The organism is Streptomyces sp. NBC_00316 (assembly GCF_036158715.1).
Classification (GTDB): domain Bacteria; phylum Actinomycetota; class Actinomycetes; order Streptomycetales; family Streptomycetaceae; genus Streptomyces.
In genome coordinates this window covers 4,340,208-4,365,211 of record NZ_CP108023.1, presented here as the reverse complement: position 1 = coordinate 4,365,211, position 25,004 = coordinate 4,340,208, and the positions used below count along the sequence as shown (strand labels likewise).

Here is a 25,004-nt window from a genome sequence, read left to right as displayed (position 1 = left end):
GAGAAGCGGGGCCCTTGGATGCCGTACATAGCCGTCACTGCATTGAGTCACACCGGGCTGGTCCGCGATCACAACGAGGACAGCCTCGTGGTCGGACCGTGGACGCTGTGCGGCACCGCCACCGAGAATCCGCAGACGCTGCTGTTCCCGCTCGGCACCCCGCTCGTGGTCGCGGTAGCCGACGGGATCGGCGGGCAGCCCGCCGGTGAGGTGGCCAGTGCACTCGTCGTCCGCCGGCTCGCCTCGATCGGTCCTTCGCTGGACAGCGAGGAAGCCGTCCGGGACGCCCTGACCGCCTGCAATCGTGCGGTGTACTCGGCCGCCGACAGCCGTCCGGAGCTGGTCGCCATGGGGACCACGGTCGCGGGTGCGGTCGTGCTGACGGAGTCGCTGCTCGCCTTCAACGTCGGTGACAGCAGGGTGCTCGACGTGACGGAGGACGGACTCCGCCAGGTGAGCGTGGACGACAGCCCGCCATTGGCGCCGGGCCGGCGCACCACGTCACTCATCACGCAGTCGCTCGGCGGCGCGCCCCGGTTCAGCGCGATCACGCCCCATGTGACGACGTCGCCGCTGTCCACGGGCGATCGCTACGTGGTCTGCACCGACGGGCTGACCGACCCGGTGGCGGAGGACGAACTCGACGGTCTGCTGCGGGTGCACGACGACGGCAGGGCCGCTTTCGAGCTGTGGAGGGCCGCCATCGAGGCGGGCGGCCCCGACAACATCACGCTCGCGGTGGTACGCATCGGCGAGTAGAGCCTTGCGAACGGCCGAGCTGCCGGGGCGACGTCCTGTCGCTGTCGCCCCGGCAGCGCGGTGCGGCGGCCGACCGCGTCCGGCCCGTTCAGTCGGCCAGTTCGGCCTGGAGGACGTGCTTGGTCACCTTGCCCGACGGGGTGCGCGGGAGCTGCGCGACGAGCACCAGTTCGCGCGGGATCTTGTAGCGCGCGATCAGCGGCTCCATCCAGGCGCGCAGCCCCTCCAGGGTTGGTGCACTGCCGTCGCCCGGCACGACGAAGGCGACGACGGTCTCCCCCCACTGCGCGTGCGGTCGGCCCACGACGGCGACGTCGACGATGTCCGGGTGCCCGCGGAGCACGCCCTCCACCTCCTGCGAGGAGACGTTCTCCCCGCCGGTGATGATCAGGTCCTGCATCCGGTCCACGATCGTGACGAAGCCGTCCTTGTCGATCCGGCCCAGGTCACCGCTGCGGTACCAGTCGCCGTCGAACGCCTTCGCGGTGGCCTCCTCGTCGTCGAGGTAGCCGACCATGCGGGTGTCGGAGCGCAGCCAGATCTCCCCGGTCTGTCCTGCGGTGGCGTCGGTGCCGTCCATGGTGACCACGCGCAGGTCCACGCCGGGCATGCCGCCCCGGCCGATCGAACCGGCCTTGTCGATCTGCTCGTCGGGTGAGAGCGAGGATCCGACGGGTCCCATCTCGCTCATCCCGTACACCTGGTGGAAGTTCGTCGATCCGTAGGCGCTCATCAGCCTGCGGGCGCTGTCCGCGTCGAGCGGGCCGGCGCCGTAGATCCATGCCCGTACCGAGGACAGGTCGTAGGCGGCGAAGTCCGGCACCGCCCGCAGCGGTGCGAGGAGGGCGATCGGGGCGCCGAAGACGGCGGTGACGCGCTCCTTCTGGATGATCTCCAGCATGCCCCGCGGCTCGTACTCGCGCTGCAGCACGATCGTGCCGCCCATGAAGACCGTGCTCATGGCCCAGTTGTTCAGGGGGGAGGCATGCCAGATGGGCATGCTGATCAGGGTCCGGTCGTCGCGGCGCAGCGGGATGGTCACCGAGGTGTAGGTGGCGGTGAGCGCGATGCCCCGGTGGGTGTGTACGCAGCCCTTGGGGCGGCCGGAGGTGCCGGAGGTGTACAGGATCTGGGCGATGTCGGTGTCCGCGCCGCGCGCGCCCTCCCACTCCTCGGCGTGCGCGACCAGCGCTTCGAAGGAGTCCGACGTGTCCGCGTCCGGACCCGCCTTGTCCGGCGTCCCGTCCGGACGGCTGATCAGCCATCGGACGTCGGCCGCCGCATCGGTCGCGCGGGCGCCGATGGCCTCGTCGACGACGGCCAGCCGGGCACCGCAGTGGCGCAGCAGCCGGTCCACCTCGGAGGTCTGCAGCTTGTGGTTGACGGGCACCAGGGTGGCGCCGGCGTGCCATGCGCCGAAGGCGGCGATGAGGAAGGCGGGGGTGTTGTACGTCATGACCGCCAGCCGGTCGCCCGGGCGGAGGCCGGCGTCGCGCAGCACGCCCGCGGCGCGCCGGACGGCCGCGTCGAGCTCCCGGTAGCTCCAGCGCCGCTCGCCGTGGACGAGGGCTTCCTTGTCGCCGGCCTTGCGGACCGCGCTGTCCAGCATGGCACTGAGATGCATCTCGATCTCCTGATCAGTGCGGAGGTGACGATGGTGGTTCGGGTGCTTCGAAGCTTTGAAGCTTTGAACGATGGTTCGGAGCATGCCTTGCCGGCCGTCGCCCGTCCAGGGATGCCGTGGGCGCGTCGTCGCGGGCACGGGAGTCCGGTGTGGTCGGATGCTGGCGTGAAGCTCTGAACAGTGGTTCACTTGTTTCATGGCCTACCGCAAGACGCCCGCTGTGCAGGACCGCCTGGCCGCCGCCAGGGAGCACCTGGTGGAGCGGGCCACCGCCGTCGTCGCCGATGTGGGCTGGGCGAACGCCTCCGTCACGGCGGTCGCCGCCGCGGCCGGGATGTCCGTCGGCTCGGTCTACCAGCACTTCCCTTCCAAGGGGGCGCTGGCCGTCGAGGTCTTCCGCCGGGCGTCGGGGCGGGAGGTCGAGGTGCTCGGCAAGGTGCTCACGGAGGGCGGCCGGGACCCGGTCGAGCGGCTCGCGCTGGGCGTCGGCGTCTTCGCCCGCCGGGCCATGGAGTCCCGCGGTCTGGCCCACGCCCTGCTCGCCGCCCCGGCCGAACCGGCGGTCGGCCAGGAGCGGCTGGGGTACCGGCGCCGCTACCGCGAGGTCTTCGCCGAGGTGATCCGCGAGGGCATCGGCGCGGGCCTGCTGCCCGACCAGGACCCGGACGTCACCGCCGCCGCGCTGACCGGGGCGATCGGCGAGGTGCTGGTCGACCCGCTGTCCGCTCCGGCCGAGGGCGCCGACGCCGACCACCTGGTCACCGAACTGGTGGCGATGTCGCTGCGCTGTGCGGGGGCCGCCGCACCGGCCGGATCCGACGCCGGCACCGACCGCCCGTGACCACGCCCGCGCACGACGACCCCCGAGGACTGTGATGACCACGACAGCAGACGCCGCACTGCGCAGCAACCCCACCGCACGCACCCACGAGGTGACCAACCAGCCGCCGCCGCTCGTCGGCCACGATGTCGCCGACGACGCCGTACTGCTGGAGGGAGTGCGGCGCGAGGGTGCCGAGTGGTACGTGGAGGACCTGCACCGCCTCGGCCGGCTGGCCGGTTCGGAGCAGGTCCAGCGCTGGGCCGATGAGGCCAACCGTTACGAGCCGGTGCTGCGCACCCACGATCGGTACGGCAACCGGATCGACGAGGTGGACTTCCACCCCTCGTACCACGCGCTGATGGACGTGGCGATCAGCGAGGGCCTCGGCGGCGCACCGTGGGCCGACCCCCGGCCCGGTGCCCATGTGGCGCGCGCGGCGGGTTTCATGGTGTGGAGTTCGGCCGAGCAGGGGCACGGGTGCCCCGTCTCGATGACCTACGCGGCCGTTCCCGCACTGCGCGCGGCGCCGGAGCTGGCCGCGCTGTACGAGCCGCTGCTGACGAGCCGGACGTACGACTCCGGCCTGCGCGCTCCCGCGGGCAAGCGCGGCCTGCTTGCAGGCATGGGCATGACGGAGAAGCAGGGCGGCACGGATGTGCGGGCCAACACCACCGTCGCCACCGAGCAGCCGGACGGCACCTGGCGGCTGCGCGGCCACAAGTGGTTCACCAGCGCTCCGATGAACGATCTGTTCCTGGTGCTGGCACAGGCTCCGGGAGGGCTGTCGTGCTTCCTGGTTCCGCGGGTGCTTCCGGACGGCAGCCGCAACACGTTCCGTATCCAGCGGCTGAAGGACAAGCTCGGCAACCGCAGCAACGCCAGCAGCGAGCCGGAGTTCGACGACACCGTCGCCTGGCCGGTGGGCCCGCAGGGGCACGGAGTGCGGACCATCATCGACATGGTCACGATGACCCGTCTGGACTGCATCCTGGGTTCGGCCTCCGGGATCCGCGCCGCGCTCGCGCAGGCCGCCCATCATGTCCGCCACCGTTCCGTGTTCGGCGCCAGGCTGATCGACCAGCCGCTGATGCGCAACGTGATCGCCGATCTGGGCCTCGAGTCGGAGGCGGCGACCACCCTGGCGCTGCGGATCGCGGGAGCGACCGACCGGGCACAGCGCGGCGACGCGGGGGAGCGGGCGTTCCTGCGACTGGCCACGGCGGTCGGCAAGTACTGGGTGTGCAAGCGGCAGCCGGCGGCGGTCGCCGAAGCCCTGGAGTGTCTCGGCGGCAACGGTTATGACGAGGCGTCGGGAATGCCGCGGCTGTACCGGGAGGCCCCGCTCAACGGCCTGTGGGAGGGCTCGGGCAACGTCAACGCGCTCGATGTACTGCGTGCTCTGACCCGTGAACCCGAGTCCATGGAGGCCTTCGGCGCCGAGATCGAGGCCGCCGCGGGTGCGGACGCCCGGCTCGACGCGGCCTGGCGGCAGTTGCGCGGTGAGCTGGTGCTCACCGAGGACGCGGCCGTACGCGCCCGCAGGCTGGTCGAGCGCATGGCGCTGGTGCTGCAGGGTTCGCTGCTCGTCCGGCACGCCCCGGCCGCCGTCGCGGACGCGTTCTGCGCCTCACGGCTGGCCGGCGACCAGGGCCTGGCCTTCGGCACCCTGGCGCCCTCGACCGACTTCGCGGCGATCATCGACCGCGTGCCCGGCGCCGCCGGCTGAGCGTGCGGCGACGCGGGGAGCACGGATCTCGCCGGGCTCCCCGCGGGCGCGGCCGGCCGGCGCCGGTTGCTGCGCAAGGGGCGCGCTACAGCGCGTCCGGCCCGCGCTCGCCCGTCCGCACCCGTACCACCGCGTCCACGGGCACCGCCCACACCTTGCCGTCGCCGATCTTGCCCGTCCGGGCGGCGCGGACCACTGCGTCGATGACCGGCTCCGCGTCGGCGTCCTCGACGACCACCTCTATACGGACCTTGGGCACCAGGTCGACCCGGTACTCGGCGCCCCGGTACACCTCGGTGTGGCCGCGCTGACGCCCGTATCCACTGGCCTCCGTGACGGTCAGTCCGTGCACGCCGAGCTCCTGCAGCGCGGTCTTCACCTCGTCGAGGCGGTACGGCTTGACGATCGCGGTGATGAGCTTCATGAGGCAGCGCTCCTGTCCGTGGAAGAGGTGTCTAGCGGGCCGGGGTCTGCGGCGCGGCATGACCCAGGACGCCGTGATCGTAGGCGCTCTCCGCGTGCACCGTCTGGTCCAGGCCCGTGAGTTCCTCCTCCGCGGAGGCCCGCATTCCCATCAGCCTGTCGATCGCCTTGCCGATCGCGTACGTCATGACGAACGTGTACGCGGCCACGGCCACCACGGCGACGGCCTGCCGGCCGAGCTGACCCGGCCCGCCACCGTGGAGGAGTCCCTCCTTGTCCCCGGTCATCGTGGCCGTCGCGAACAGGCCGATGAGCAGGGTGCCGACGACGCCTCCGACGAGGTGCACGCCGACCACGTCCAGCGCGTCGTCGTAGTCGAACCGGAACTTCCACCCGACCGCGTACGAGCAGACGACACCCGCCGTGAGGCCGACCATGGCACCGCCCAGGATGTCGACCGTGCCGCACGCGGGCGTGATCGCGACCAGGCCGGCGACGGCGCCCGACGCCGCGCCGAAGGTGGTCGGATGGCCGTCGCGCCGCTGCTCGACGAAGAGCCAGCCGAGCAGGCCGGTGCAGCCGGCGACGAGGGTGTTGAGGACCGAGGCCGCTGCCAGCCCGTTGGCGCCGAGGGCGGAGCCTCCGTTGAAGCCGAGCCAGCCGAACCAGAGCAGGCCGGCGCCGAGCATCACCATCGGCAGATTGTGCGGGCGCATCGCGTCCTTCTTGAAGCCGAGACGCGGGCCCACCACCAGGGCGAGCGCCAGGCCGGACGCTCCGCTCGCGATCTCCACGACGAGGCCCCCGGCGAAGTCCAGGGCGCCGAGGGAGTGCGCGATCCACCCGCCGGGGCCCCACACCCAGTGCGCGACGGGGACGTATACGAGCAGGGCCCACACCGGCACGAACACCAGCCAGGCCGCGAACTTCATACGGTCCGCGATCGCGCCGCTGATCAGCGCCGCCGTGATGATCGCGAAGGTGAGCTGGAACGTGGTGAAGAGCAGGGTGGGCACGCTGCCGGTGAGGGTGCCCGGGCCTATGCCCGTCAGGCCCACGTGGTCGGGGCTGCCGATGAGTCCGGCGAACACGTCGTCGCCGAAGGCCAGCGAATAGCCCGCGACCAGCCACACGACGGTGACCAGCGCGATGGACACGAAGTTCATCATCAGCATGTTGAGGACGCTCTTCGTGCGGACCATGCCGCCGTAGAACAGAGCCAGCCCGGGGGTCATCAGCAGGACGAGCGCAGTGGCGGCGAGCAGCCAGGCGGTGTCGCCTGTGTCGAGGCCGGCCGCGGCCAGGGTCACGGGGGTCAAGAGGGAGTCCCTCCTCGGAGCGGCGTGCGGGTCGGGCGACAGCGAGGGTGACCGGCGCGCGTTTCGTAATGAACACCCGTGTGTTTCCAGCGCATTTCATTGCGTGGAGGTGACCGAATTCTCACCGCGGCCGCGGTGCCGCCGTACCGACCGGCCCGGGACCCGCCGCAAGGCGCTCAGCGCGGTCCCAGTCCGGCAAGAGCGTGGTTGAGTTCGACGACGTTGACGCGTCGCTGCCCCAGAAAGCCCAGCACACGCTCCTGGACGTGCCGGGTGACCAGGCCCGCGACCCGGGCGGGGGCCAGGTGGCGTGCCCTCGCGACGCGGTCGACCTGCTCGTAGGCGTATGCCGGGGAGATCGCCGGGTCGAGGCCGGAGCCACTGGCGGTGACGGCGTCCGGGGGGACGGACGCCGGCGGGACACCGTCGAAGGCGGCGACGGCGGCGCGCCGTTCCCGGATGGTCTCGATCAGCACGGTGCTGTTCGGGCCGAGGTTGGAGGCTCCGGAGCTCAAGGGGTCGTAGCCACCTGCGGACGGCCGGGGCTGGAACCACGCGGGGTCCGGGCGCAGCGCCTCGTCCGGGTCGCGTGGGTTCTTCTTCGGCAGGGCGAAGTTCTGACCGATCAGGCTCGAGGCCACGGGTCTGCCGTCCGTGGTGAGCAGCGAACTGTTGGCCGGGTGGGGGAAGGCGGCCTGGGTGATGCCGGTGACGAGCAGGGGATACGCGAGGCCCGTGATGACGGTGAACACGAGCAGCATCCGCAGGGCCGCCAGGTGGCGGCGGAGTGCGGAGGGAACGGCGCCGGGTGCCATGGGATCGACTTGTCCTCTCGTCGGGCCTTTCGTCAGCGAAGCCCGGGGATGAACTGGATGACGAGGTCGAGCAGCTTGATGCCGGCGAACGGCAGGACCAGGCCGCCGAGCCCGTACACCCAGATGTTCCGGTTGAGCAGTCGGGAGGCGGAGGACGGCCGGTAGCGCACGCCACGCAGCGCCAGCGGGATCAACGCGACGATGATCAGCGCGTTGAAGACGATCGCCGAGGTGATCGCCGACGTGGGGCTGTGCAGGCGCATGATGTTGAGCCAGTCGAGGCCGGGGTAGACGGTCGCGAACATCGCCGGGATGATCGCGAAGTACTTCGCGACGTCGTTGGCGATCGAGAAGGTCGTCAACGCACCCCGGGTGATGAGGAGTTGTTTGCCGATCTCGACGATCTCGATGAGCTTGGTCGGGTTGGAGTCGAGGTCGACCATGTTCCCGGCCTCCTTGGCGGCCGAGGTTCCGGTGTTCATGGCCACGCCGACGTCGGCCTGGGCGAGGGCCGGTGCGTCGTTCGTGCCGTCGCCGGTCATGGCGACGAGCTTGCCGCCTTCCTGTTCGCGCCGGATCAGAGCCATCTTGTCCTCGGGCGTGGCCTCCGCGAGGAAGTCGTCCACACCGGCTTCCTGGGCGATGGCGCGTGCGGTGAGCGGATTGTCCCCGGTGATCATGACGGTTCTGATGCCCATGCGCCGCAGTTCGTCGAAGCGTTCACGCATGCCCACCTTGACCACGTCCTTGAGGTGGATGACACCCAGCACACGAGCGGTCTGCGTACCGTCGCCCTCCCGGGAGACGACACCGACGACCAGCGGTGTGCCACCGCTTGCGGAGATGCCGTCGACGATCTGGCCGACCTCGGCGGTGGGATGGCCGCCGTTTTCGCGCACCCAGCGCATCACCGCGGTCGCCGCGCCCTTGCGCAGTGACCGGGTCTCCTGCGGATCGTTGAGGTCGACTCCGCTCATCCGGCTCTGTGCGGTGAAGGGGATGAACTCGGCACGGTCCAGCTCGCCTTCGCCACGTCCGCGCAGTGCGTACTGCTGCTTGGCGAGGACGACGACCGAGCGGCCCTCGGGTGTCTCGTCGGCGAGGGAGGACAGCTGGGCGGCGTCCGCGAGTTCCTCGATGCCCACTCCGTGCGCGGGCAGGAACTCGGCGGCCTGGCGGTTGCCGAGGGTGATGGTGCCGGTCTTGTCGAGGAGGAGGGTGTTGACGTCGCCGGCGGCCTCCACCGCGCGCCCGGACAAAGCGAGCACATTGCGCTGGACGAGCCGGTCCATGCCGGCGATGCCGATCGCCGAGAGCAGCGCGCCGATGGTCGTCGGGATGAGTGCCACGACGAGGGCGACGAGGATGACGATGGTCTGCTCGGCCCCCGCGAAGACGGCGAACGGCTGCAGGGTCACCACGGCGACCATGAAGACGATCGTGAGGGACGCCAGAAGGATGTTCAGCGCGATCTCGTTCGGAGTCTTCTGACGGGCGGCCCCCTCGACGAGGGCGATCATCCGGTCGATGAAGGTCTCTCCGGGCTTCGAGGTGATCTTCACGACGATCCGGTCCGAGAGCACCTTCGTGCCGCCCGTGACCGCGGACCGGTCACCGCCCGACTCGCGGATCACCGGCGCCGACTCGCCTGTGACGGCCGATTCGTCGACGCTCGCGACACCTTCCACCACATCGCCGTCGCCCGGGATCATCTGCCCGGCCTCGACGACCACGAGGTCACCCAGCCGCAGGTCGACGCCCGCCACTTCCTCCTCCGCGGCGTCGGTGGCTCCGGGCTGCCAGCCGGTGAGCCGCCGGGCCGTCACGGTGGTCCTGGCGCGGCGCAATGTCTCCGCCTGGGCCTTGCCCCGCCCTTCGGCCACGGCTTCCGCCAGGTTGGCGAACACAGCCGTCAGCCAGAGCCATGCGGTGATCACCCACGCGAAGACACTGGGGGATCGGATGGCCGACAGCGTGGTCAGAAGTGCCCCGACCCCCACCACGAACATGACCGGGTTGCGGAACATCGAGCGCGGATCCAGTTTGCGCAACGCGTCGGGGAAGGACCTCAACAACTGCTTCGGATCCAGCAGCCCGCCCGAGATCCGGTCCCGCCTGGGCCCGGCACCGGGTGGGGTGGGGCCGGGGGCGACGGTCGTGGACATCAGCGCAGCCCCTCTGCCATGGGGCCCAGTGCGAGGGCCGGGAAGTAGGTCAGTCCCACGACGATCAGGACCACGCCGGTGAGCAGCCCGACGAACTGCGGACGGTGGGTGGGCAGGGTGCCCGCGGTGACCGGTACGGGTTGCTGGCCGGCGAGCGATCCCGCGAGCGCGAGCACGAACACCATCGGCAGGAACCTGCCGAAGAGCATGACCACGCCGAGCGCGGTGTTGTACCAGACAGTGTCCGCGCTCAGGCCGGCGAACGCCGAACCGTTGTTGTTCGCCGCGGACGTGAAGGCGTACAGAACCTCGGAGAAGCCGTGCGCACCGGTGTTGAGCATGGCGGCCCGTTCACCGGGCAACGCCATGGCCAGGCCCGCACCGACGAGCACGAGGACGGGTGTGGTCAGGATGTAGAGCGAGGCGAACTTCATCTCCCGGCCGCGGAGTTTCTTGCCCAGGTACTCCGGCGTGCGGCCGACCATCAGCCCGGCGACGAAGACTGCGACGACCGCCAGGATCAGGATCCCGTAGAGACCCGAGCCGGTACCGCCCGGTGCGATCTCTCCGAGCATCATGTCGAAGATCGTCAATCCGCCGCCGCCCGGCGTGTACGAGTCGTGGGCGGAGTTGACCGCCCCGCACGACGTGAGGGTGGTGGACACCGCGAACAGGGCCGAGGCCCAGATCCCGAACCGTGTCTCCTTGCCCTCCATCATTCCGCCGGCCGCGTGGCCGGCCGTACTGCTCACGCTGTGCAGCTCGTTGGCGGTCACGACGGCGACCGCGGCCGCCCAGATCACCGCCATCACGGTGAGGATCGCGTAACCCTGCCGGTGGTCGCCGACCATGGCGCCGAAGGTCCGCGGCAGCGAGAACGAGATCACCAGCATCAAGTAGATCCCGATCAGGTTGGTGAGGGCGCTGGGGCTCTCGAAGGGGTGCGCGGAATTCGCGTTGTAGAAGCCGCCGCCATTGGTGCCCAGCAGCTTGATGGACTCCTGGGAGGCGACGGGACCGCCGGTCAGGCTCTGGTGCCCGCCCGCGATGGTGGTGATGCCGTGGGCGCCATGGAAGTTCTGGATGACGCCGGCGGCCACCAGAACGATCGCGAAAACGCATGCGAGGGGCAGCAGGAGGCGCAGGACGATCCGGGTCAGATCCACCCAGAAATTGCCCACGCGATCGGTCTTCTTCCTGGTGAAACCACGGATCAGTGCGGCGACGACGGCGATGCCGATGGCCGCGGAGGTGAAGTTCTGCACCGCGAGGCCGGCCATCTGGACCAGGTGGCCCATCGTCGACTCGCCCGAGTACGCCTGCCAGTCGGTGTTGGTGACGAAGGAGGCGGCGGTGTTGAACGACAGGTCCGCGGCGACCGGCTTCATGCCCAGGGAGAGCAGGAGGTGGTTCTGCAGGCGCAGGAACGCGTACAGGAAGAGCACCGACACGGCGGAGAAGGCCAGAACACTGCGCAGATAGACCGGCCAGCTCTGGTCGGCGTCGCAGTGCACCCCACCCGCCCGGTAGACGAGGCGTTCCGCTTTCCAGTGGCGACCGGTGGTCAGGACGCGGGCCGTGTAGTCGCCCAGCGGGCGATACGACAGTGCCAGCGCCATCACCAGGGCGATCACCTGAAGCCAGCCGGCGAGAGTGTCGTCCATCCGGGACCGCCCTAGAACTTCTCAGGAAAGATCAGACAGACGACCAGGTAGATCACCAGAAGGGCGGCGACGATCAGCCCCACGATGTTGTCCACACTCACAGCCGTTCGGCCCCTCTGGCGGCCAGGCCGACGAGGGCGAACACCACGATCGTGAGGCAGATGTACGCGACGTCCGACATGCGCAGGGCACCCCGCAGAGTCATCAGAGGCGGGACGGCTTGTCCCGCCCATGTGTGGGATCACACGTATTTCTGATGTTATATCAGCGAATGTCGGGATTGTCTGGCCGCAGTGTTGGTCCGATGAGGTGACGGACCGTCAAAGCCATGGGCCGCCCGAGACCCTGGGCGCCCGGTCGTGCCGTGCTCCGGGCGCCCGGTCGTGCAGTGACAGGTACCTACGGGTCAGATGCGGTGCACGGTGTGCAGGTGCGTGGCGTACGTGCCGCTGCCGTCCAGGAGCGATGCGCCGCCCAGGTCCGCCATGGTGGGGCCGTTGCCGGTCTTGCGGCTGGACAGGAAGCGGCGCTTGCCGTCCGCGTCCCTGCCCAGATAGATGCCCACGTGGTCGACCGTGACCGTCGGGTTGTCGTCGCCCGAGTCGGCGTTGAACAGCACCAGGTCGCCGGGTTGCAGCTGCGCGGCCGCCGGCGGGGTCGTGCCGTCCGCGGTCCGGTCGACGCGTACTCCCGGCGCGTAGTCCGCCATGTCCCGGGACTTGCGGGGCAGGCGCGTGGCGGAGGTGTCCTCGCCCGCGGCCATCGGGACGCCCATGTGGTAGCCGTACACCATGCGCGCATAGCCCGAGCAGTCGAGGTTTCCGGTCTGCTTGGCCGACGGTCCCGTGTAATCGCCCCCGGGGAAGGTCCAGCCCACGTTCATGTACTCGTGGAAGTCGGCGCCCTCGTTGCGGAAGCCCTGCGGGTCCAGGTAGCCGTAACCGGCCTCCCCGAGGACCTGCCTGCCCTCCGCCGGGCCCGCGCCCGCGGTCACCGCCGGGGCGCCTGCCAGGAACATTGCGGCATGGGCGAGCACGTCGGGCGCGGTCGAACCGGCCATGGCGCGGATGGTCTGCTCGAGCTGCGGGGTCCAGGTGCCGTCGAAGAGCTCGGGCAGCACCCGTACCCAGTCGCCGTGCGTGACCGACGGCGGTGACTGCCAGGTGGCGGCGTCCACATGGAAGCGGCTCACGACCAGCTTGACCGGCAGGTTGGTGCAGCCGTCGTTGGCCAGGGCCCGCAGCCCCACCCGGCCCTTGGCGAAGGTCGTGTCCTCGACGTCGAAGGCCCAGCCGGCCGGCTCGGCCGCATCGGTGCGCCACGCCCTGGCCTGGATCCGGGCCCCTTCCCGGCGCACCCGGATCGTCCAGTCCGTGCCCGCGGGCACGGACGTGGCGAGCGTGACGGCGGCGCCGAGCTGGGTGACCGTGTCGGCGACCTCCTTCTCGACGCGCAGTTCGACCGCGCCGGAGGTCAGGAAGGACAGCCGGGCCCGGTAGTTGTTGTGGGTGTCCTGGTAGCCGAAGGACAACGCGTACGAACAGGCCTGCCCTGTGGGCACCTTGTCGAACTGCGCCACCGCACGTACGTCGACGTCGGTGACCTCGTCGTCCCGCAACGTCGCATGGCGGCTTGCAAAGTCCGTGGTGAGCGTGATGATGCCGCTGCCCGGCGTCACGGAGTAGTCGGTGGCGTCGGGGCCGAGCGTCGACCAGCTGCCGCCGCCCGGCGAGGTGCCCCAGTACACCCGGTCCGCAACCGGCAAGGACGTGTCCGGCAGGGTGCGCCCGAAGTCGTCCACGAACGGCTTCTTGTTCTCCGTGAACGTCCGCTCCGGCCCCGGCAGGACGACGGTGCGCGCACCCTTGGTCAGGACGGCCACGCGCTTCCCGCCGGAGGTGACCTCGGTGCGCTCGGGGGTGCCGGACAGCACGCTCGCGGTCAGCGGCCCCAGGGCGACCGGTATGAAGTACGAGACGTCGAGCGCGGGCAGGGTGACGGAGGATCGGGGTGCGGTCAGCAGCGACTCCGTGGCCGTGACGGTGGCGGCCGTGGTTGCGGCGCGGGCGGGAGCGGCGGCGAAGCCACCGAGCGAGGCGGAGGCGGCGGATGTCGCCACGACCGCGAGCAGGTTCCGACGGGAGGTGTTCGGCATGCGGCCATGATCCGGCCCGGGTCCTCCCGCGAGTCCGTCAGCCGTGCCCGTCGTCCCTTTCTGCCCGGTTTCCATCATTTGATCGTGTGGCAGAAGACTGCACCGAGCGCGTGTAACCGAGGCGGGAGTCTGCCTGCTCCGGGGACCTTCCCGCCCCTGGAGCCGGCCAGGACAACGGCAAGGAGAGCGGCCTGCGCAGTCCCCGGTGATGACCTTCAGGAGTCGTGCAGCCAGACGCGGAGTGTGCCGAGTGCGGTGAATCCGCCGTCCTGTGCGTGCGCGAGGTCGTCCCCGTGTTCGTAACCGACGAGGGGAAGGCCGGGGAAATGGAGGGCGGCTGCGGCGATCGCTGATGACCAGACGGCAGCCGCGTCGCCGCTGCTGACGGCGAAGAGGTTGGAGAGGCCGACCAGCCCCGTGCTGCGGTTCAGGACGACACCGCCCGAGAGCTGTTCGCCGTCGTGAACGGTGAGTACCCGTACGGACGGGTCGTCCAGCAGCGCCGGCCGGAAGACGTCCGGGGCTGCGTCGCCGCCGTGCCAGGCGTCCACCCAGTCGCGGAGTCGGCCGGCCGTGGAGACCCGTTCGGTGCGCAGGGCCGGCGCCGCCGGTGCGGGGAGTCCCGCCGGGCGGTGGATCCACTGGGCATCGAAGAGCTCGACGAAGCCGCTGGAGGTGAGATCGAGCGTGGCGCAACTGTCCTTGACCGAGCACCCCGGTGACGTGGTGTCGATCCCGGCAAGGAAGTCGGCCGGCACCGTGTCGTGGTGCAGAGTGACGGCGTCGGGGTAGTACGGCGGCGTGCGGCGGGAACTCCACCAGGCCGTCTCGCCGAAGGTCCCCGGAATGCCGTGGGACCGGCACACCGAAGCACACCAGTCGGCGTTGTTCCGCGCTGCGGCGGCACGGATGGAGGTCGTCTCGGTCGAGGTCACCCGGGACACGTTGACATCCCTGAGGCCCGAACGCACGCGAGTTTCCCGGCGGGCGCCGCTGCTACCGGTGGTGCGGCGGCGGGGGCGGCATGGTGGCGATGCCGGGCGCGGTCTCGGGCCAGACGAGCAGGACGGCGCAGGGGGCGTGGTCGACGATGAAGCGGCTGGCGGGGCCGAGGCTGCGGGGCCCGAGGTGGGTGTGATCCCCGTCGCGGGCGAGGATCAGCAGGTCTGCGCCTTCGGCAGCGGCCACGACCTCACGCTCGACGCGGCCGGTGCGCTCGCTGCGGGCGCACGGGCGTCCCAGACGCTCGGCCGCATCGGCGAGGAGCTGGTCGGCGGAGGCGGCGGCCAGGTGTTCCAGCGCCGTGCCGGGGTCGCGTTCGGGGCGGGCGCGGCCGAGCAGCCCGGCGTAGGCGCCATGGGCGGCACCGGGGACCTCGGAGCCGGTGACGTGCAGCAGCACGATGTCGGCGCCCTCCGGCGCGTGGGTGCGGGCGGCGTCGATGCAGGCGGGCCAGGTGCCTTCGACGATCCAGGCGATGACGGTCATGGTGGTCAGCCTCCGATGAGGGTGAGCGAGGTCCACAGTGCCACCACCGCGAGTACCAGCGCAGCAGGCACGGCGGCAAGGCCGAGCCGGGTGAACTCGCCCAGCTCGACGTCGGTGTCGTGTTCGTGCACGATGCGCCGCCACAGCAGCGTGGCCAGGGAACCGGCGTAGGTGAGGTTCGGGCCGATGTTGACCCCGAGCAGGACTGCGAGCACCGCGCCGGGCCCGGTCGGGGCGGTCAGCGGCAGCAGCACCAGCACGGCGGGCAGGTTGTTGATGACGTTCGCCAGCACCGCGGCCAGCGCCGCGATCGCGAGCAGGGCCCACAGGCCGGTGCCGTCCGGGATCAGACGGCCGAGAGCCGCGGCGAGTCCGTTGTCGACGACCGCGCGGACCACGATGCCCAGGGCCAGCACGAAGGCGAGGAACGGTACCGCCGTGGCGCGCAGGATGGCGCTGGGGGTGGTGCGGCGCCGGGCGAGGGCCCTGACGGCGAGCACCACTGCGCCGGCGAAGGCCGCCCATGCGGGGTTGATCCCGAGTGCCGAGGTGAGGACGAAGCCGGCCAGCGTGCACACCACCGTGACCAGCGCGAACATCGGGACATCGGGCGGCTCGGTGGTGTGCGGGGTCTGGGCTCCGGCGTCCAGGTCGGTGGCGAAGAAACGCCGGAAGACCACGTATTCGGCACCGATCGCCACCAGCCAGGGCAGCGCCATCAGGGCGGCGAAGCGGGTGAAGCTCAGGCCGCTGGACGCGAATGCCAGCAGGTTGGTCAGGTTGGAGACCGGCAGCAGCAGCGAGGCGGTGTTCGACAGGTGGGTGCAGGCGTAGACGTGCGGTTTGGGCCGGGCTCCTAGCCGGGCGGCGGTGGCGAACACCACGGGGGTGAGCAGCACGACCGTGGCGTCCAGGCTGAGCGCCGCGGTGATCAGTGAGGCGACCGCGAACACCTGCACCAGCAGCCGGCGCGGCCGTCCCGCAGCGGTGCGGGCCATCCAGGCCCCGCACGCGTGGAACAGGCCCTCGTCGTCGCAGAGTTGAGCAAGGACCAGCACCGCCGCAAGAAATCCGATCACCGGCCCCAGCCGCTCGGTCTCGGCGCGGGCGTGCTCCAGCGAGATCGCCCCCGTGGCGATGACCACCCCGGCGGCCGGGACGGCGACGACTGCCTCCGGCCAGCCCCAGGGGCGGATGACCGCGCATGCCAGCACAGCCAGGAGCAGAACGACGGAGAGTGCCTCCGCCAGCGGGGTGTTCACCGATCAGACCCATTTCCCGGTCGTGCGATCCGGCGAGCGGTCCGAGCGCGCCGAGCTTCTCCACCCTCAGCTTCACCTGCCCGCCGGGCTGGACCCCGATGCTGACATGCGTGTCCTGGCCGGCTTCCTCCAGCCGGTCGGCCGGGGGCTGCTGTACCCGGCCTGCCCCGGCGGCGGCCCGCACCCGGGCCGTCGCCGGGGCAGGCCGGCAACCAGTCCTCCGCCGACGACCGGCAACCATCGTTCCCCGGGCGTTCACCACGCCCTCACGTGAGGGCTTCGTGCGGGCTGGACCTGCGGCTTAGCGTCGTGACGTCCCGTTCGTCCGATGTATACGAGGTTTAAGTGTCTTTCCGCCATGCACTCGCGGCCCTGGCCGTCGTGCCCGCGCTGGCCCTCCCGGTGACCGCCCAGGCGGCCACGGCCGATTCCCAGCCCAAGGTCCACCCCCAGAAGACCCACTTCGACCTGCAGGCCCACCGCGGTGGCCTGGGACTGACCACCGAGGAGTCCCTGGAGGGCTTCGGCAAGGCCCTGCGCCTCGGAGTGAGCACCCTGGAGCTGGATGCCCACGTCACCAAGGACGAGAAGGTCGTCGTCAACCACGACCGGCAGATCAGCGCCCAGAAGTGCAAGGACACCGGCCCCGTGACGCCGGGTGACCCGATGTACCCGTACGTCGGCAAGTACATCAAGGACCTGACGCTGGCCCAGATCAAGACCATGGACTGCGGCTACCAGCAGCTGCCCGGCTTCCCCGAGCAGGAGCAGATCAAGGGCTTCCGCATGGTGGAGCTCAAGGACGTCCTCAACCTGGTCAAGAGCTACAAGGCCAAGCAGGTCAAGCTGAACATCGAGACCAAGGTGGAGGCCGGAGCGCCCGAACAGACCGCGCCGCGCGAGCTGTTCGTGCGCCGCGTCTACGAGGAGATCCACCGCTCGGGTGTCGAGAAGCAGGTCACCATTCAGTCCTTCGACTGGGGCGCACTCAAGGAGATGCACAGGCTCGCGCCGAAGTACCCGCTGGTTGCGCTGACCAACTACGACTTCCTTCAGGTCGGCAAGCCCGGCGCCTCACCGTGGCTCGGCGGCATCGACGCCGACGACTACGACGGCGACTTCGTCAAGGCGGCCTCCGCCGTCCCCGGCGTCACTGCGCTGTCCCCGAACTACGGCTTCCCGCAGAACGGCACGGTCGCGGACCCGAACTTCCGCTTCTACCCCGACGCGAAGATGATCTCCGAGGCGCACCGGCGCGGTCTGAAGGTCATTCCGTGGACCTGCGACGACCCCGCCACCATCGAGGCGCTGATGGACATGGGCATCGACGGCATCATCACCGACTACCCCAACCGGGTGCGGGACATCATGTCCGAGCGCGGCATGCGCCTGCCCAAGGCCTACTCCGCGCCGCGACACTGACGACCGGCAGGCCCCGTCACCGCGTACGCCTCCGCAGAGCAGTGGCAGATTGCAGGGATCGTCGCAACGCGTACCCAGTTGCTCGTTGCGACGAGCCGCTTCCGGTCGGTACCGGCGGTCCGGGACGCTTCCCGACGTCGCGTACTCGACCGGGGGAGGCCGGCGCCGGAGATGCCGCAGACGCAGACTTCGAGCACGTGTTGACAACGCAACGCAACGCCTTCCAGCGGCACTTCGACGCGCCGGGACACCGCCCCGGTTTCCGGGTGAACCGTCCTCGCTGACTCCCGGAAGTCCTCCAGGACGGTGCTGTGTTGCACGACTGCCCCGCCAACGGCCTCTGTCCACCGCCCTCCGGAGCGCACTGAGGACACGTCCGCGGGGGATGGCAGCGGAGCCGTCATCCGACGCACACGATTCCCAGCAGGCATAGATGCGCCGGTGATGTCGGCTCGGCCGTCGGCGTTGCCGGCGCAGCGGGCACCGGTGTCGTGCTTGCGTCGGAGCCTGCGGTGGAAGCGGGGGCGGTCGCCACCGGTGCTGCGACGTCGGCGTGCTCGACCGGTGCCTGGTTCGCCTGGGTGGGCGCGGTGTCCGGTGTTGCGCTCGAGGTGGCGAGGGGGTGCGCCGCGGCGGCGGTTTTCGGTTGCCGGATCGTCGTGGCAGCGGGAGGCGTGGCAGGGCTGGTCTTCTGCTGTCGGCCGGCTGTCACAGGCCGGTGCGTGCGGGGCTTCCGTGAAGCCTCGGTGTCCGGCTCCTCCGACGACGCGGCGGAGATCAGCGTCCGGGGCGTGGCCACGCCCTCCAGCTCCGGCGCCGCGGCCGCGTGTGTGTGGCCGGTGGAGGCCCTGCTCTGCAGAAGGGTGGCGGTCAGGCCGCCGCTGACCAGGGCGAAGGCCGTTGCTGCCGCAGCTCGACGCCGGTTCTTCTTCCACCGTTCTCGTTGCCGGCGCCGAGCCGCGCGGCCTTGCCCGGTCGAGGCCGCGACTGCAGAACCGCCGGACGAACCGGAGTCCGACCGCTGCGCCGTCACGTCCTCGGACACGCCGCTGCCGCCGAACGGCGCGGCACCGCGGTGAGGGGGCCTGAAGGCGGGGGCTTGCGCCGCGTGCCGTTCACCCCGAGCCGGGGCGGTGGTGGGCACCGCGCTGTAGCGCGCGGGCGGAGCTATGTCCGGAGCGTAATCGCCGCACCCTGGGCACACGAGTGCCCCGTTGAGGACTCGGCGGCACGACGAGCAGTAGTCCATCTGCGATCCTTCTGTGCTGACTGCGCCACCAGGGACGCCGGCGACCCGTTCGGGTTCGCACGCGGGGTCGAGCGGCCAGCAACGCTAACGGCAGGGGACGCATGCGACGCGTAGATCTCGTGATGTCCCCGTGCAGACTCCCCGGCGGTGTGACGACATCCGAGATGACGGGTGGACACCCTGCGGCTTCGCTGTGGAATTGTCCGGCCGGCCATGCCGGCTGCTTGTCGGCCGGACTCCGGTGCGCAGTCCTCCGAGGGGCTGTTCAGCCCAGGAAGTAGCCGCTGAACCCGTCCACGGGAACGGTGGCGGATGCGGGCACGTCCACCTCGACCGGCGTACCGATGTCCGAGAGGGACAGGGCCATCGTCATCTGGGCACCGGCCAGGTTCAGCTTTGTACGGGTACGGCTGACCATGCCTTGCGGATCGACCCACACTTCTGTGAACACGGGCAGGTCGTCCCCCAGGAGTTTGCGGGCCCGGTCCACCTCGTCGCGGACATCTGCGGCCATGCGATAGGTGAGGGCGGTGTGATCCAGGGTGCCGCGGTAACGCGAGATCCGGACGCCTCCCACGGTCTGCGTGCCCTCCTCGGAGACGTTCCGCATGAGGGAGATCTGCTCGAGGAGGTACTCGGGGTCGTTGACCGGAGCGCGCAGCGCATAGTGGGACTTCGCTTCTGCCCGCGGCAGGACCCCCCCAGTCCGTCGCGCCGAGGCCGGTGGCGGCGGGCCGGTAACGACCGATGGATGCGGCACTCGACCACGACCGTCGACGGCACGGGTGTGTCGTCGGGGCTCCGCGACAGGACGGGGCGAGGACGCAGAACTCAGCCCACCGCGTTCGAGTCCTGATGCCCGTACGGAGCGTCGGAGACGGCCGTGCGGCGGCCCTCGGTCGCCGGTTCAGCCGGTCCGGTCCGACCCGTCGGGCGGGGGCCGGGCGGCGTCGATGATCTTCGTCGGCTGTTCATTCGGACGCTGCTTCGTGCTCGCCCGCAGGTGGAACGATCTCTCTCCGTCACTGTCGTGCAACGGAGAAACGATGCCCCCGAAGAGAACCTACGCCGCGCTCGCAACCGTAGCTGTCGCCGCCGGCATGCTGGCCGGCGCGGGCGCGGCGAGCGCACACCAGGAGCCGCGGCGGCCGGTCGCCTTCGACCGCACCGCCACCTATCCGGTCTTCCAGAACCGGCCGGCGGGCGAGGACCCGGCCTCCGCGACCGTCGCCGAGATCTCGGCGGCGAGCGAGGACGGCCGGACCCTGATCTACACCGACGCGTTGGCGCGCCGGATCGGCTTCCTCGACATCGGCACGCCCGGCAAGCCGCGCGGGCTCGGCACGCTGTCGCTGGCCGAACTCGGCGACGCCGAGGACGAGCCGACCTCCGTGGCCGTGGTCGGCCAGTACGTTCTGGTGGTGGTGAACACCAGCGCCGGCCACTCCCATCCGTCCGGGCGCCTCGACGTCATATCGCTGCGCGACCGCAAGCGGGTCACCAGCTTCGATCTGGGCGGCCAGCCGGACTCCATCACCATCACCAAGGACCAGCGGTACGCCGCCGTCGCGATCGAGAACGAGCGCGACGAGGAGGCGACCCCGCCCGGAGGCGAGGAGGGCGACCTCCCCCAGGCTCCGGCCGGCTTCGTGCAGATCGTCGACCTCAAGGGCGGCTCGCCGCTGCACTGGCGCACCCGGGCCGTACCGCTGACCCGGGCCGACGGCACGGCGCTCCCCGTGCTGGCCGACGCCGGGATCGTCGAGCCCACCGACCCGGAGCCGGAGTACGTCTCCGTCAACAGCCGCAACCAACTCGCCGTGACCCTGCAGGAGAACAACGGCATCGTCCTGATGGACCTGCCGACGGGACGGATCACCAAGGCCTTCAGCGCCGGTACGGACACGGTGCACGGCATCGACACGGCCAAGGACGGTGTGATCGACCAGACCGGTTCGATCACCGATGTGCGACGCGAGCCCGACGCCGTCAGCTGGGTCGACGACCGTTACCTGGCGACGGCCAACGAGGGCGACTGGAAGGGCGGCACCCGCGGCTGGTCGGTCTTCGACAGCCGGACCGGCAAGGTCGCCTGGGACGCGGGCAACAGCTTCGAGCGGATCGCCGTCCGCTACGGCCTGCACAACGAGGACCGCGCGGGGAAGAAGGGCACCGAGCCGGAGGGCGTGGTGGTCGCCACCTTCCACGGTGTGCGCTACGCCTTCGTCGGCTCGGAGCGCAGCAACTTCGTCGCCGTCTACGACCTGAGCCGGCCGACCGCCCCGGTCTTCCGCCAGGTGCTGCCCACCACCAACGGCCCCGAGGGGCTGCTGCCGATCCCGTCGCGCGACCTGCTCGCGGTCTCCAGCGAGGAGGACGACGCCTCGGTGAACGTGCGAGCCTCGGTGAGCCTGTTCCAGCTGGGCAAGGGCACCCCCGCGTTCCCGGGCGTCGTGTCGGCTGCGGACTCCGCCGGCGCGCCGATCGGCTGGGGCGCGCTCGGCGCGCTGTCCGCCGTCCCCGGCAGGCCGCACGAGCTGTACACCGTCACCGACGCGGCGTACTCCGTCACCAGGATCATGACCATCGACACATCGCGTCAGCCGGCGGTCGTCACCCGGGCGCTCACCGTCAAGGACGCCGAGGGCCGGCCGGTCGGATACGACGCAGAGGGCATCGTCGCCCGGCCCCAGGGCGGGTTCTGGCTCGCCGTGGAGGGCGCGACGGGTGACGGCAACAAGCTGGTCCGGCTCGACCGCGACGGGGTGACCCGGCAGGTCGTCACGCTCCCGGCGGACGTCGCCGCGGGCCTGGCGAAGCAGGGCTTCGAAGGGGTCACCGCCACCACCGACCGCAACGGCCGCGAGGTGGTCTGGGCCACGCTGCAGCGAGAGGTCAAGGGCGACCCGGCCGGGCTCGTCCGGCTCGGCCGGTACGACGTCCAGGCGGGCACCTGGAGTTGGTACGGCTACCGGATCGGCACCACCGACACTCCGGGCGACTGGATCGGCCTCTCCGAGATCACCGTGGTCGGCGACAAGCTCGCCCTGATCGAGCGGGACAAGCTCAACGGCCCGTCCGCCAAGGTCAAGCGGGTGTACACGGTCGACCTGCCGAAGTCCGCCGCGCCGTCGGGCCCGCTGCAGGTCCTGCCCAAGAAGCTCGCCCACGACGTGCTGCCCGACCTGCGGGCGACGGACGGCTGGACCCAGGAGAAGCTCGAGGGACTGACCGTGGGCGGCGACGGCCAGGTCTACGCCGTGACCGACAACGACGGCCTGGCCGACGCCACCGGCGAGACGGTCTTCCTTCGCCTCGGCTCCAGCAAGAGGATCTTCGGGCGCGACTGATCCACCGCAGCGCTCAGGGGCGCCGCCTCGGACAACAGAATCCCGTACGGCCGCGGGCGGCTCGCCGGCGGCCGTACGCATTCATGGCGGGCTGCGCCTCACCCGGGACCGAGCCGCTGTTGACCGTGGTTCACCGCTCTCCCTGGTGCCCTGCGGGAACTGTGGTGCGGGGGAGCTCAACGCTGTGCCTTACGATCGCCTGGCTTGCGTCGGCCGGCAGCCGCAGACCCGCAGCAACGGCCGGGATCCCCGACGTGCTGACGGACAAGGCACCGACGCACAACGAGGTGAGGGGAACACAGCACATGCGGAACCGTTTCATGCGGGGGGTGGCGACGCTCGCGGGCCTCGTGCTCGCCGGTACCGGCCTGAACGCTGTGAACGCCGCTCCAGCGGCCGCGGACGCGTACGGCTGCCCGACCGGTTACTGGTGCGGCTGGACGGGCGAGAGCGCCAACGGTTCGATGTACAAGACGAACAAGAGCGTCGCGGACCTCGGCAGCTGGGACAACAAGCTCCACTCGCACGTCAACCGTACGAAGTCGATCGCCTGCCTTTACAACGACAAGAACTACGTGCCGTGGGGCAGCTACTTCCCGGAGGATCCCGCCGGCCCGTACACCGGCTACAGCGGGGAGCCGACCGCGACGATCAGCTCGATCAAGTTCGTCCGCACCGAGCGCGAGTGCAGCCAGCCCGCCTACCCGCGCTGGTACTCCGAGACCTCCCCCAAGGCCCTGGGCTTCGGTGACATGAACGCCGACCGGAAGGCCGACGTTATCGTCCGCGACAAGGTGGGACGGCTGTGGTTCACGCCGGGCGACGCGACCGGCCGGCTCATCGGCGCGGGTGGCTGGAACGGCATGAACGCCCTCACCCGGCACGGTGACTTCAGCCGTGACGGCCGCGAGGACCTCATCGCCCGCGAGGCGTCCACCGGCAAGCTGTGGCTCTACCCGGGCACCGGTACCGGCTCCCTCGGCGCGCGCAAGCTGATCGGTTCGGGCGGCTGGAACGGCATGAGCAACATCACCGCCTTCGGTGACCTGACCGGTGACGGCCGCTCCGACCTGATCGCGCGCGAGGCGTCCACGGGCAAGCTGTACCTGTATCCGGGCACCTCCACCGGCACGCTCGGAGGGCGCAAGCTCATCGGCACCGGCGGCTGGAACGGCATGAACGCGCTGGTCGGCGTCGGTGACATGAACGGCGACGGCCGCCCCGACCTCTACGCGCGCGAGGCGTCCACCGGCAAGCTGTGGCTCTATCCGGGCCGAGCCTCCGCCCTGGGCGGGCGCGTCCTGGTCGGCAAGGGCGGTTGGAACACCATGGCGAACCTGATCGCGGTCGGCGACTCCTCCGGCGACGGGCGTCCCGACCTCGCCGTCGTGACGAACGACAAGTACGCGATCGACGGCTACCCGGGCAACCTCGGCTGGCTGATCACCTACCGGGGACTGGGCAACGGCCTCCTGGCGGGTGGTGAGCGGAGCGACGGCGAGTGGTGGGGCCTCAACGGCTTCTGCTAGTGCCGTGCCGGGCGGCGCGAGCCGGTGAACCTTTCCGGTCACAGCACCAGTGCCCCGACAGGCAACGTTCGCCCCGTCGCGACGCCCGGCACGCACTCTCGCCGCACCGGCCGAAAGCCCGAGTACATCCAGTACAAGGACTTCCGACCGGCACGCCGACAGCACGCACCGAACGCCGCTCCTCGACGGGCAGACGTTCTCTGCCGGGGCACTGGCCACCGGCCGGCTTCCGCCGAGCGGTTGGCGCGAGACGGGTGCCGGAGAACCGGGAAACCGTCGTGGCGGCGATGTCACCGTGGGTTGGGATCCACACCCACCGCGCAGGAACTCCGGGGATGCCGAGGGCTTCGCCGGCCTTGGACACGCATGCTCAGCCCGTCCGGGAAGACGTTGGCATAGGGATGATCGGTGGTGCGGAACCTCAGTCCATGACGTGACAGGTCGGAACCGAAATCGGTACGTCCGGGATCCGAGGAAGAGGTTCTGGTTGGTGGAGTACAGGTCGTGCACGAATCCCGGCAAGGTGGCCTCACCGCTCGAGATGGCACCGCCCACCGTGGCGTTACGCTCCAGCACCGCCACCGACCACCCGGCCCGGGCCAGGTACAGGGCCGCCACGAGCCCGTTGTGGCCGCCGCCGATCACGACCGCGTCGGATGAGCCTGCCGGGGTCATCTCCTGGGTCCCCTGCCGCTCGGCCCTGTGCTGAGGAGGACACCGAACCGGCCGGTGCCCGTATCCGCGACACGGAGACCGTCAGGTGCGGCCGAGACGCTGTGACGCGGAATGCCGGTCCGTTCCCGGCAGGGACGGGGCATCCCGGTACGGACATCGAAAGCCGCCCGACGGCTGAAAGCAGCCAGGATCCGCGCCCCGGGCCGGCCCATCCCTGCGGACGCCCTGGCGACCGGGATTCTTTCCTCTCCCCTGGGGCTCATAGGAATGTCGCCCGATCGGTTGCGTTGTTACTTCCGACTCCGGAATATCCCTGTTCCCATGCTCCTCCCGTCCCGACGGAAGGCAACACCCGAGACTCGGCCGGTACCGCTGCCCCAGGTCAGAGCGCTCACCTGCGGTCTGCGCGCCCTGGCACCGGATCGCTGAACGCCTTGACGTCCTGGGCCGCGACGTCGCCGAACTCGTCGCGGACGGCTTGAAACTTCTTCGGCAGCGGACACCCCGACTGCTCACCGCCGATGGATGCACAGCGGAAATTCCCTACCGTGGTGGC

At 70.6% G+C, this 25,004-nt stretch carries 19 protein-coding genes and 1 pseudogene; 6 read left to right on the top strand and 14 right to left on the bottom strand.

Translation table 11 applies throughout. The features are described from left to right. Positions 1 to 18: 18 nt before the first annotated feature. Positions 19 to 759, top strand: coding sequence for a PP2C family protein-serine/threonine phosphatase (locus tag OG878_RS19395; RefSeq protein WP_328887959.1), 741 nt, complete (start codon positions 19 to 21; stop codon positions 757 to 759). Between the two features lie 88 nt (positions 760 to 847). Here the strand turns inward: OG878_RS19395 and OG878_RS19390 are convergent, their stop codons facing one another. Next, positions 848 to 2,383 (bottom strand): class I adenylate-forming enzyme family protein, encoded by a 1,536-nt coding sequence (locus OG878_RS19390; RefSeq protein WP_328887958.1) that lies wholly within the window; start codon positions 2,381 to 2,383, stop codon positions 848 to 850. A 196-nt stretch (positions 2,384 to 2,579) separates the two neighbouring features. Between OG878_RS19390 and OG878_RS19385 the strand changes: the two genes are divergently transcribed. Together OG878_RS19385 and OG878_RS19380 are read left to right on the top strand one after the other, a co-directional pair. Continuing rightward, positions 2,580 to 3,224, top strand: a complete 645-nt coding sequence (locus tag OG878_RS19385; RefSeq protein ID WP_328887957.1) for a TetR/AcrR family transcriptional regulator — start codon at positions 2,580 to 2,582, stop codon at positions 3,222 to 3,224. A 34-nt stretch (positions 3,225 to 3,258) separates the two neighbouring features. Next, entirely contained in the window at positions 3,259 to 4,932 is a 1,674-nt protein-coding gene (locus OG878_RS19380; RefSeq protein ID WP_328887956.1) for an acyl-CoA dehydrogenase family protein, read from the top strand. A gap of 85 nt (positions 4,933 to 5,017) precedes the next feature. Here the strand turns inward: OG878_RS19380 and OG878_RS19375 are convergent, their stop codons facing one another. The 10 genes from OG878_RS19375 to OG878_RS19330 form a co-directional block, all read right to left on the bottom strand. After that, positions 5,018 to 5,356, bottom strand: a complete 339-nt coding sequence (locus OG878_RS19375) for a P-II family nitrogen regulator (protein WP_328887955.1) — start codon at positions 5,354 to 5,356, stop codon at positions 5,018 to 5,020. A gap of 31 nt (positions 5,357 to 5,387) precedes the next feature. Continuing rightward, complete coding sequence (locus tag OG878_RS19370) at positions 5,388 to 6,674, bottom strand: ammonium transporter (RefSeq protein ID WP_328887954.1); 1,287 nt, start codon at positions 6,672 to 6,674, stop codon at positions 5,388 to 5,390. Positions 6,675 to 6,850: 176 nt separating this feature from the next. After that, positions 6,851 to 7,489, bottom strand: a complete 639-nt coding sequence (gene kdpC, locus OG878_RS19365) for a potassium-transporting ATPase subunit KdpC (protein WP_328887953.1) — start codon at positions 7,487 to 7,489, stop codon at positions 6,851 to 6,853. 32 nt (positions 7,490 to 7,521) lie between these two features. Next, complete coding sequence (gene kdpB, locus OG878_RS19360; protein WP_328887952.1) at positions 7,522 to 9,654, bottom strand: potassium-transporting ATPase subunit KdpB; 2,133 nt, start codon at positions 9,652 to 9,654, stop codon at positions 7,522 to 7,524. Further along, entirely contained in the window at positions 9,654 to 11,318 is a 1,665-nt protein-coding gene (gene kdpA / locus OG878_RS19355; protein ID WP_328887951.1) for a potassium-transporting ATPase subunit KdpA, read from the bottom strand. Before kdpA ends, kdpB begins: the two co-directional genes overlap by 1 nt. Before the next feature lie 11 nt (positions 11,319 to 11,329). After that, positions 11,330 to 11,419: a K(+)-transporting ATPase subunit F gene (gene kdpF / locus OG878_RS19350; protein WP_328887950.1), complete on the bottom strand. Its 90-nt coding sequence runs from the start codon at positions 11,417 to 11,419 to the stop codon at positions 11,330 to 11,332. Between the two features lie 305 nt (positions 11,420 to 11,724). Further along, the gene (locus OG878_RS19345) at positions 11,725 to 13,473 is read right to left on the bottom strand and encodes an NlpC/P60 family protein (RefSeq protein WP_328887949.1); all 1,749 of its coding nucleotides are present in this window, start codon (positions 13,471 to 13,473) and stop codon (positions 11,725 to 11,727) included. 215 nt (positions 13,474 to 13,688) lie between these two features. Further along, a complete protein-coding gene (locus OG878_RS19340; RefSeq protein ID WP_328887948.1) occupies positions 13,689 to 14,408 on the bottom strand; it encodes a hypothetical protein in 720 nt (239 codons plus the stop codon). A 61-nt stretch (positions 14,409 to 14,469) separates the two neighbouring features. Next, a complete protein-coding gene (locus OG878_RS19335) occupies positions 14,470 to 14,961 on the bottom strand; it encodes a universal stress protein (protein ID WP_328887947.1) in 492 nt (163 codons plus the stop codon). Between the two features lie 5 nt (positions 14,962 to 14,966). Next, complete coding sequence (locus tag OG878_RS19330; protein WP_328887946.1) at positions 14,967 to 16,223, bottom strand: SLC13 family permease; 1,257 nt, start codon at positions 16,221 to 16,223, stop codon at positions 14,967 to 14,969. A gap of 345 nt (positions 16,224 to 16,568) precedes the next feature. Here OG878_RS19330 and OG878_RS19325 point away from each other — a divergent pair, with 345 nt between their 5' ends. Further along, complete coding sequence (locus OG878_RS19325) at positions 16,569 to 17,645, top strand: glycerophosphodiester phosphodiesterase family protein (protein WP_328887945.1); 1,077 nt, start codon at positions 16,569 to 16,571, stop codon at positions 17,643 to 17,645. A gap of 400 nt (positions 17,646 to 18,045) precedes the next feature. Here the strand turns inward: OG878_RS19325 and OG878_RS42310 are convergent, their stop codons facing one another. Continuing rightward, positions 18,046 to 18,894: an SCO2400 family protein gene (locus tag OG878_RS42310; RefSeq protein ID WP_443049130.1), complete on the bottom strand. Its 849-nt coding sequence runs from the start codon at positions 18,892 to 18,894 to the stop codon at positions 18,046 to 18,048. A 265-nt stretch (positions 18,895 to 19,159) separates the two neighbouring features. Continuing rightward, positions 19,160 to 19,504: a hypothetical protein gene (locus OG878_RS19320; RefSeq protein WP_328887944.1), complete on the bottom strand. Its 345-nt coding sequence runs from the start codon at positions 19,502 to 19,504 to the stop codon at positions 19,160 to 19,162. Between the two features lie 436 nt (positions 19,505 to 19,940). Between OG878_RS19320 and OG878_RS19315 the strand changes: the two genes are divergently transcribed. Both OG878_RS19315 and OG878_RS19310 read left to right on the top strand, forming a co-directional pair. Further along, entirely contained in the window at positions 19,941 to 22,244 is a 2,304-nt protein-coding gene (locus OG878_RS19315) for an esterase-like activity of phytase family protein (RefSeq protein WP_328887943.1), read from the top strand. A gap of 305 nt (positions 22,245 to 22,549) precedes the next feature. Beyond that, positions 22,550 to 23,773 (top strand): FG-GAP-like repeat-containing protein, encoded by a 1,224-nt coding sequence (locus OG878_RS19310; protein WP_328887942.1) that lies wholly within the window; start codon positions 22,550 to 22,552, stop codon positions 23,771 to 23,773. Positions 23,774 to 24,283: 510 nt separating this feature from the next. On the opposite strand, the pseudogene OG878_RS19305 reads toward OG878_RS19310, so the two are convergent. Beyond that, positions 24,284 to 24,448, bottom strand: a pseudogene (locus tag OG878_RS19305) (FAD-dependent oxidoreductase); the annotation flags it as partial. Positions 24,449 to 25,004: the final 556 nt, after the last annotated feature.

Coding starts and splice junctions, on each gene's coding strand:
- OG878_RS19315 (WP_328887943.1), top strand. CDS start 19,941: ATGCCCCCGAAGAGAACCTACGCCGCGCTCGCAACCGTAGCTGTCGCC.
- OG878_RS19310 (WP_328887942.1), top strand. CDS start 22,550: ATGCGGAACCGTTTCATGCGGGGGGTGGCGACGCTCGCGGGCCTCGTG.
- OG878_RS19375 (WP_328887955.1), bottom strand. CDS start 5,356: ATGAAGCTCATCACCGCGATCGTCAAGCCGTACCGCCTCGACGAGGTG.
- OG878_RS42310 (WP_443049130.1), bottom strand. CDS start 18,894: ATGGACTACTGCTCGTCGTGCCGCCGAGTCCTCAACGGGGCACTCGTG.
- kdpB (WP_328887952.1), bottom strand. CDS start 9,654: ATGTCCACGACCGTCGCCCCCGGCCCCACCCCACCCGGTGCCGGGCCC.
- OG878_RS19395 (WP_328887959.1), top strand. CDS start 19: ATGCCGTACATAGCCGTCACTGCATTGAGTCACACCGGGCTGGTCCGC.
- OG878_RS19345 (WP_328887949.1), bottom strand. CDS start 13,473: ATGCCGAACACCTCCCGTCGGAACCTGCTCGCGGTCGTGGCGACATCC.
- kdpC (WP_328887953.1), bottom strand. CDS start 7,489: ATGGCACCCGGCGCCGTTCCCTCCGCACTCCGCCGCCACCTGGCGGCC.
- OG878_RS19390 (WP_328887958.1), bottom strand. CDS start 2,383: ATGCATCTCAGTGCCATGCTGGACAGCGCGGTCCGCAAGGCCGGCGAC.
- OG878_RS19385 (WP_328887957.1), top strand. CDS start 2,580: ATGGCCTACCGCAAGACGCCCGCTGTGCAGGACCGCCTGGCCGCCGCC.
- OG878_RS19320 (WP_328887944.1), bottom strand. CDS start 19,504: ATGCGGAACGTCTCCGAGGAGGGCACGCAGACCGTGGGAGGCGTCCGG.
- OG878_RS19380 (WP_328887956.1), top strand. CDS start 3,259: ATGACCACGACAGCAGACGCCGCACTGCGCAGCAACCCCACCGCACGC.
- kdpA (WP_328887951.1), bottom strand. CDS start 11,318: ATGGACGACACTCTCGCCGGCTGGCTTCAGGTGATCGCCCTGGTGATG.
- OG878_RS19335 (WP_328887947.1), bottom strand. CDS start 14,961: ATGACCGTCATCGCCTGGATCGTCGAAGGCACCTGGCCCGCCTGCATC.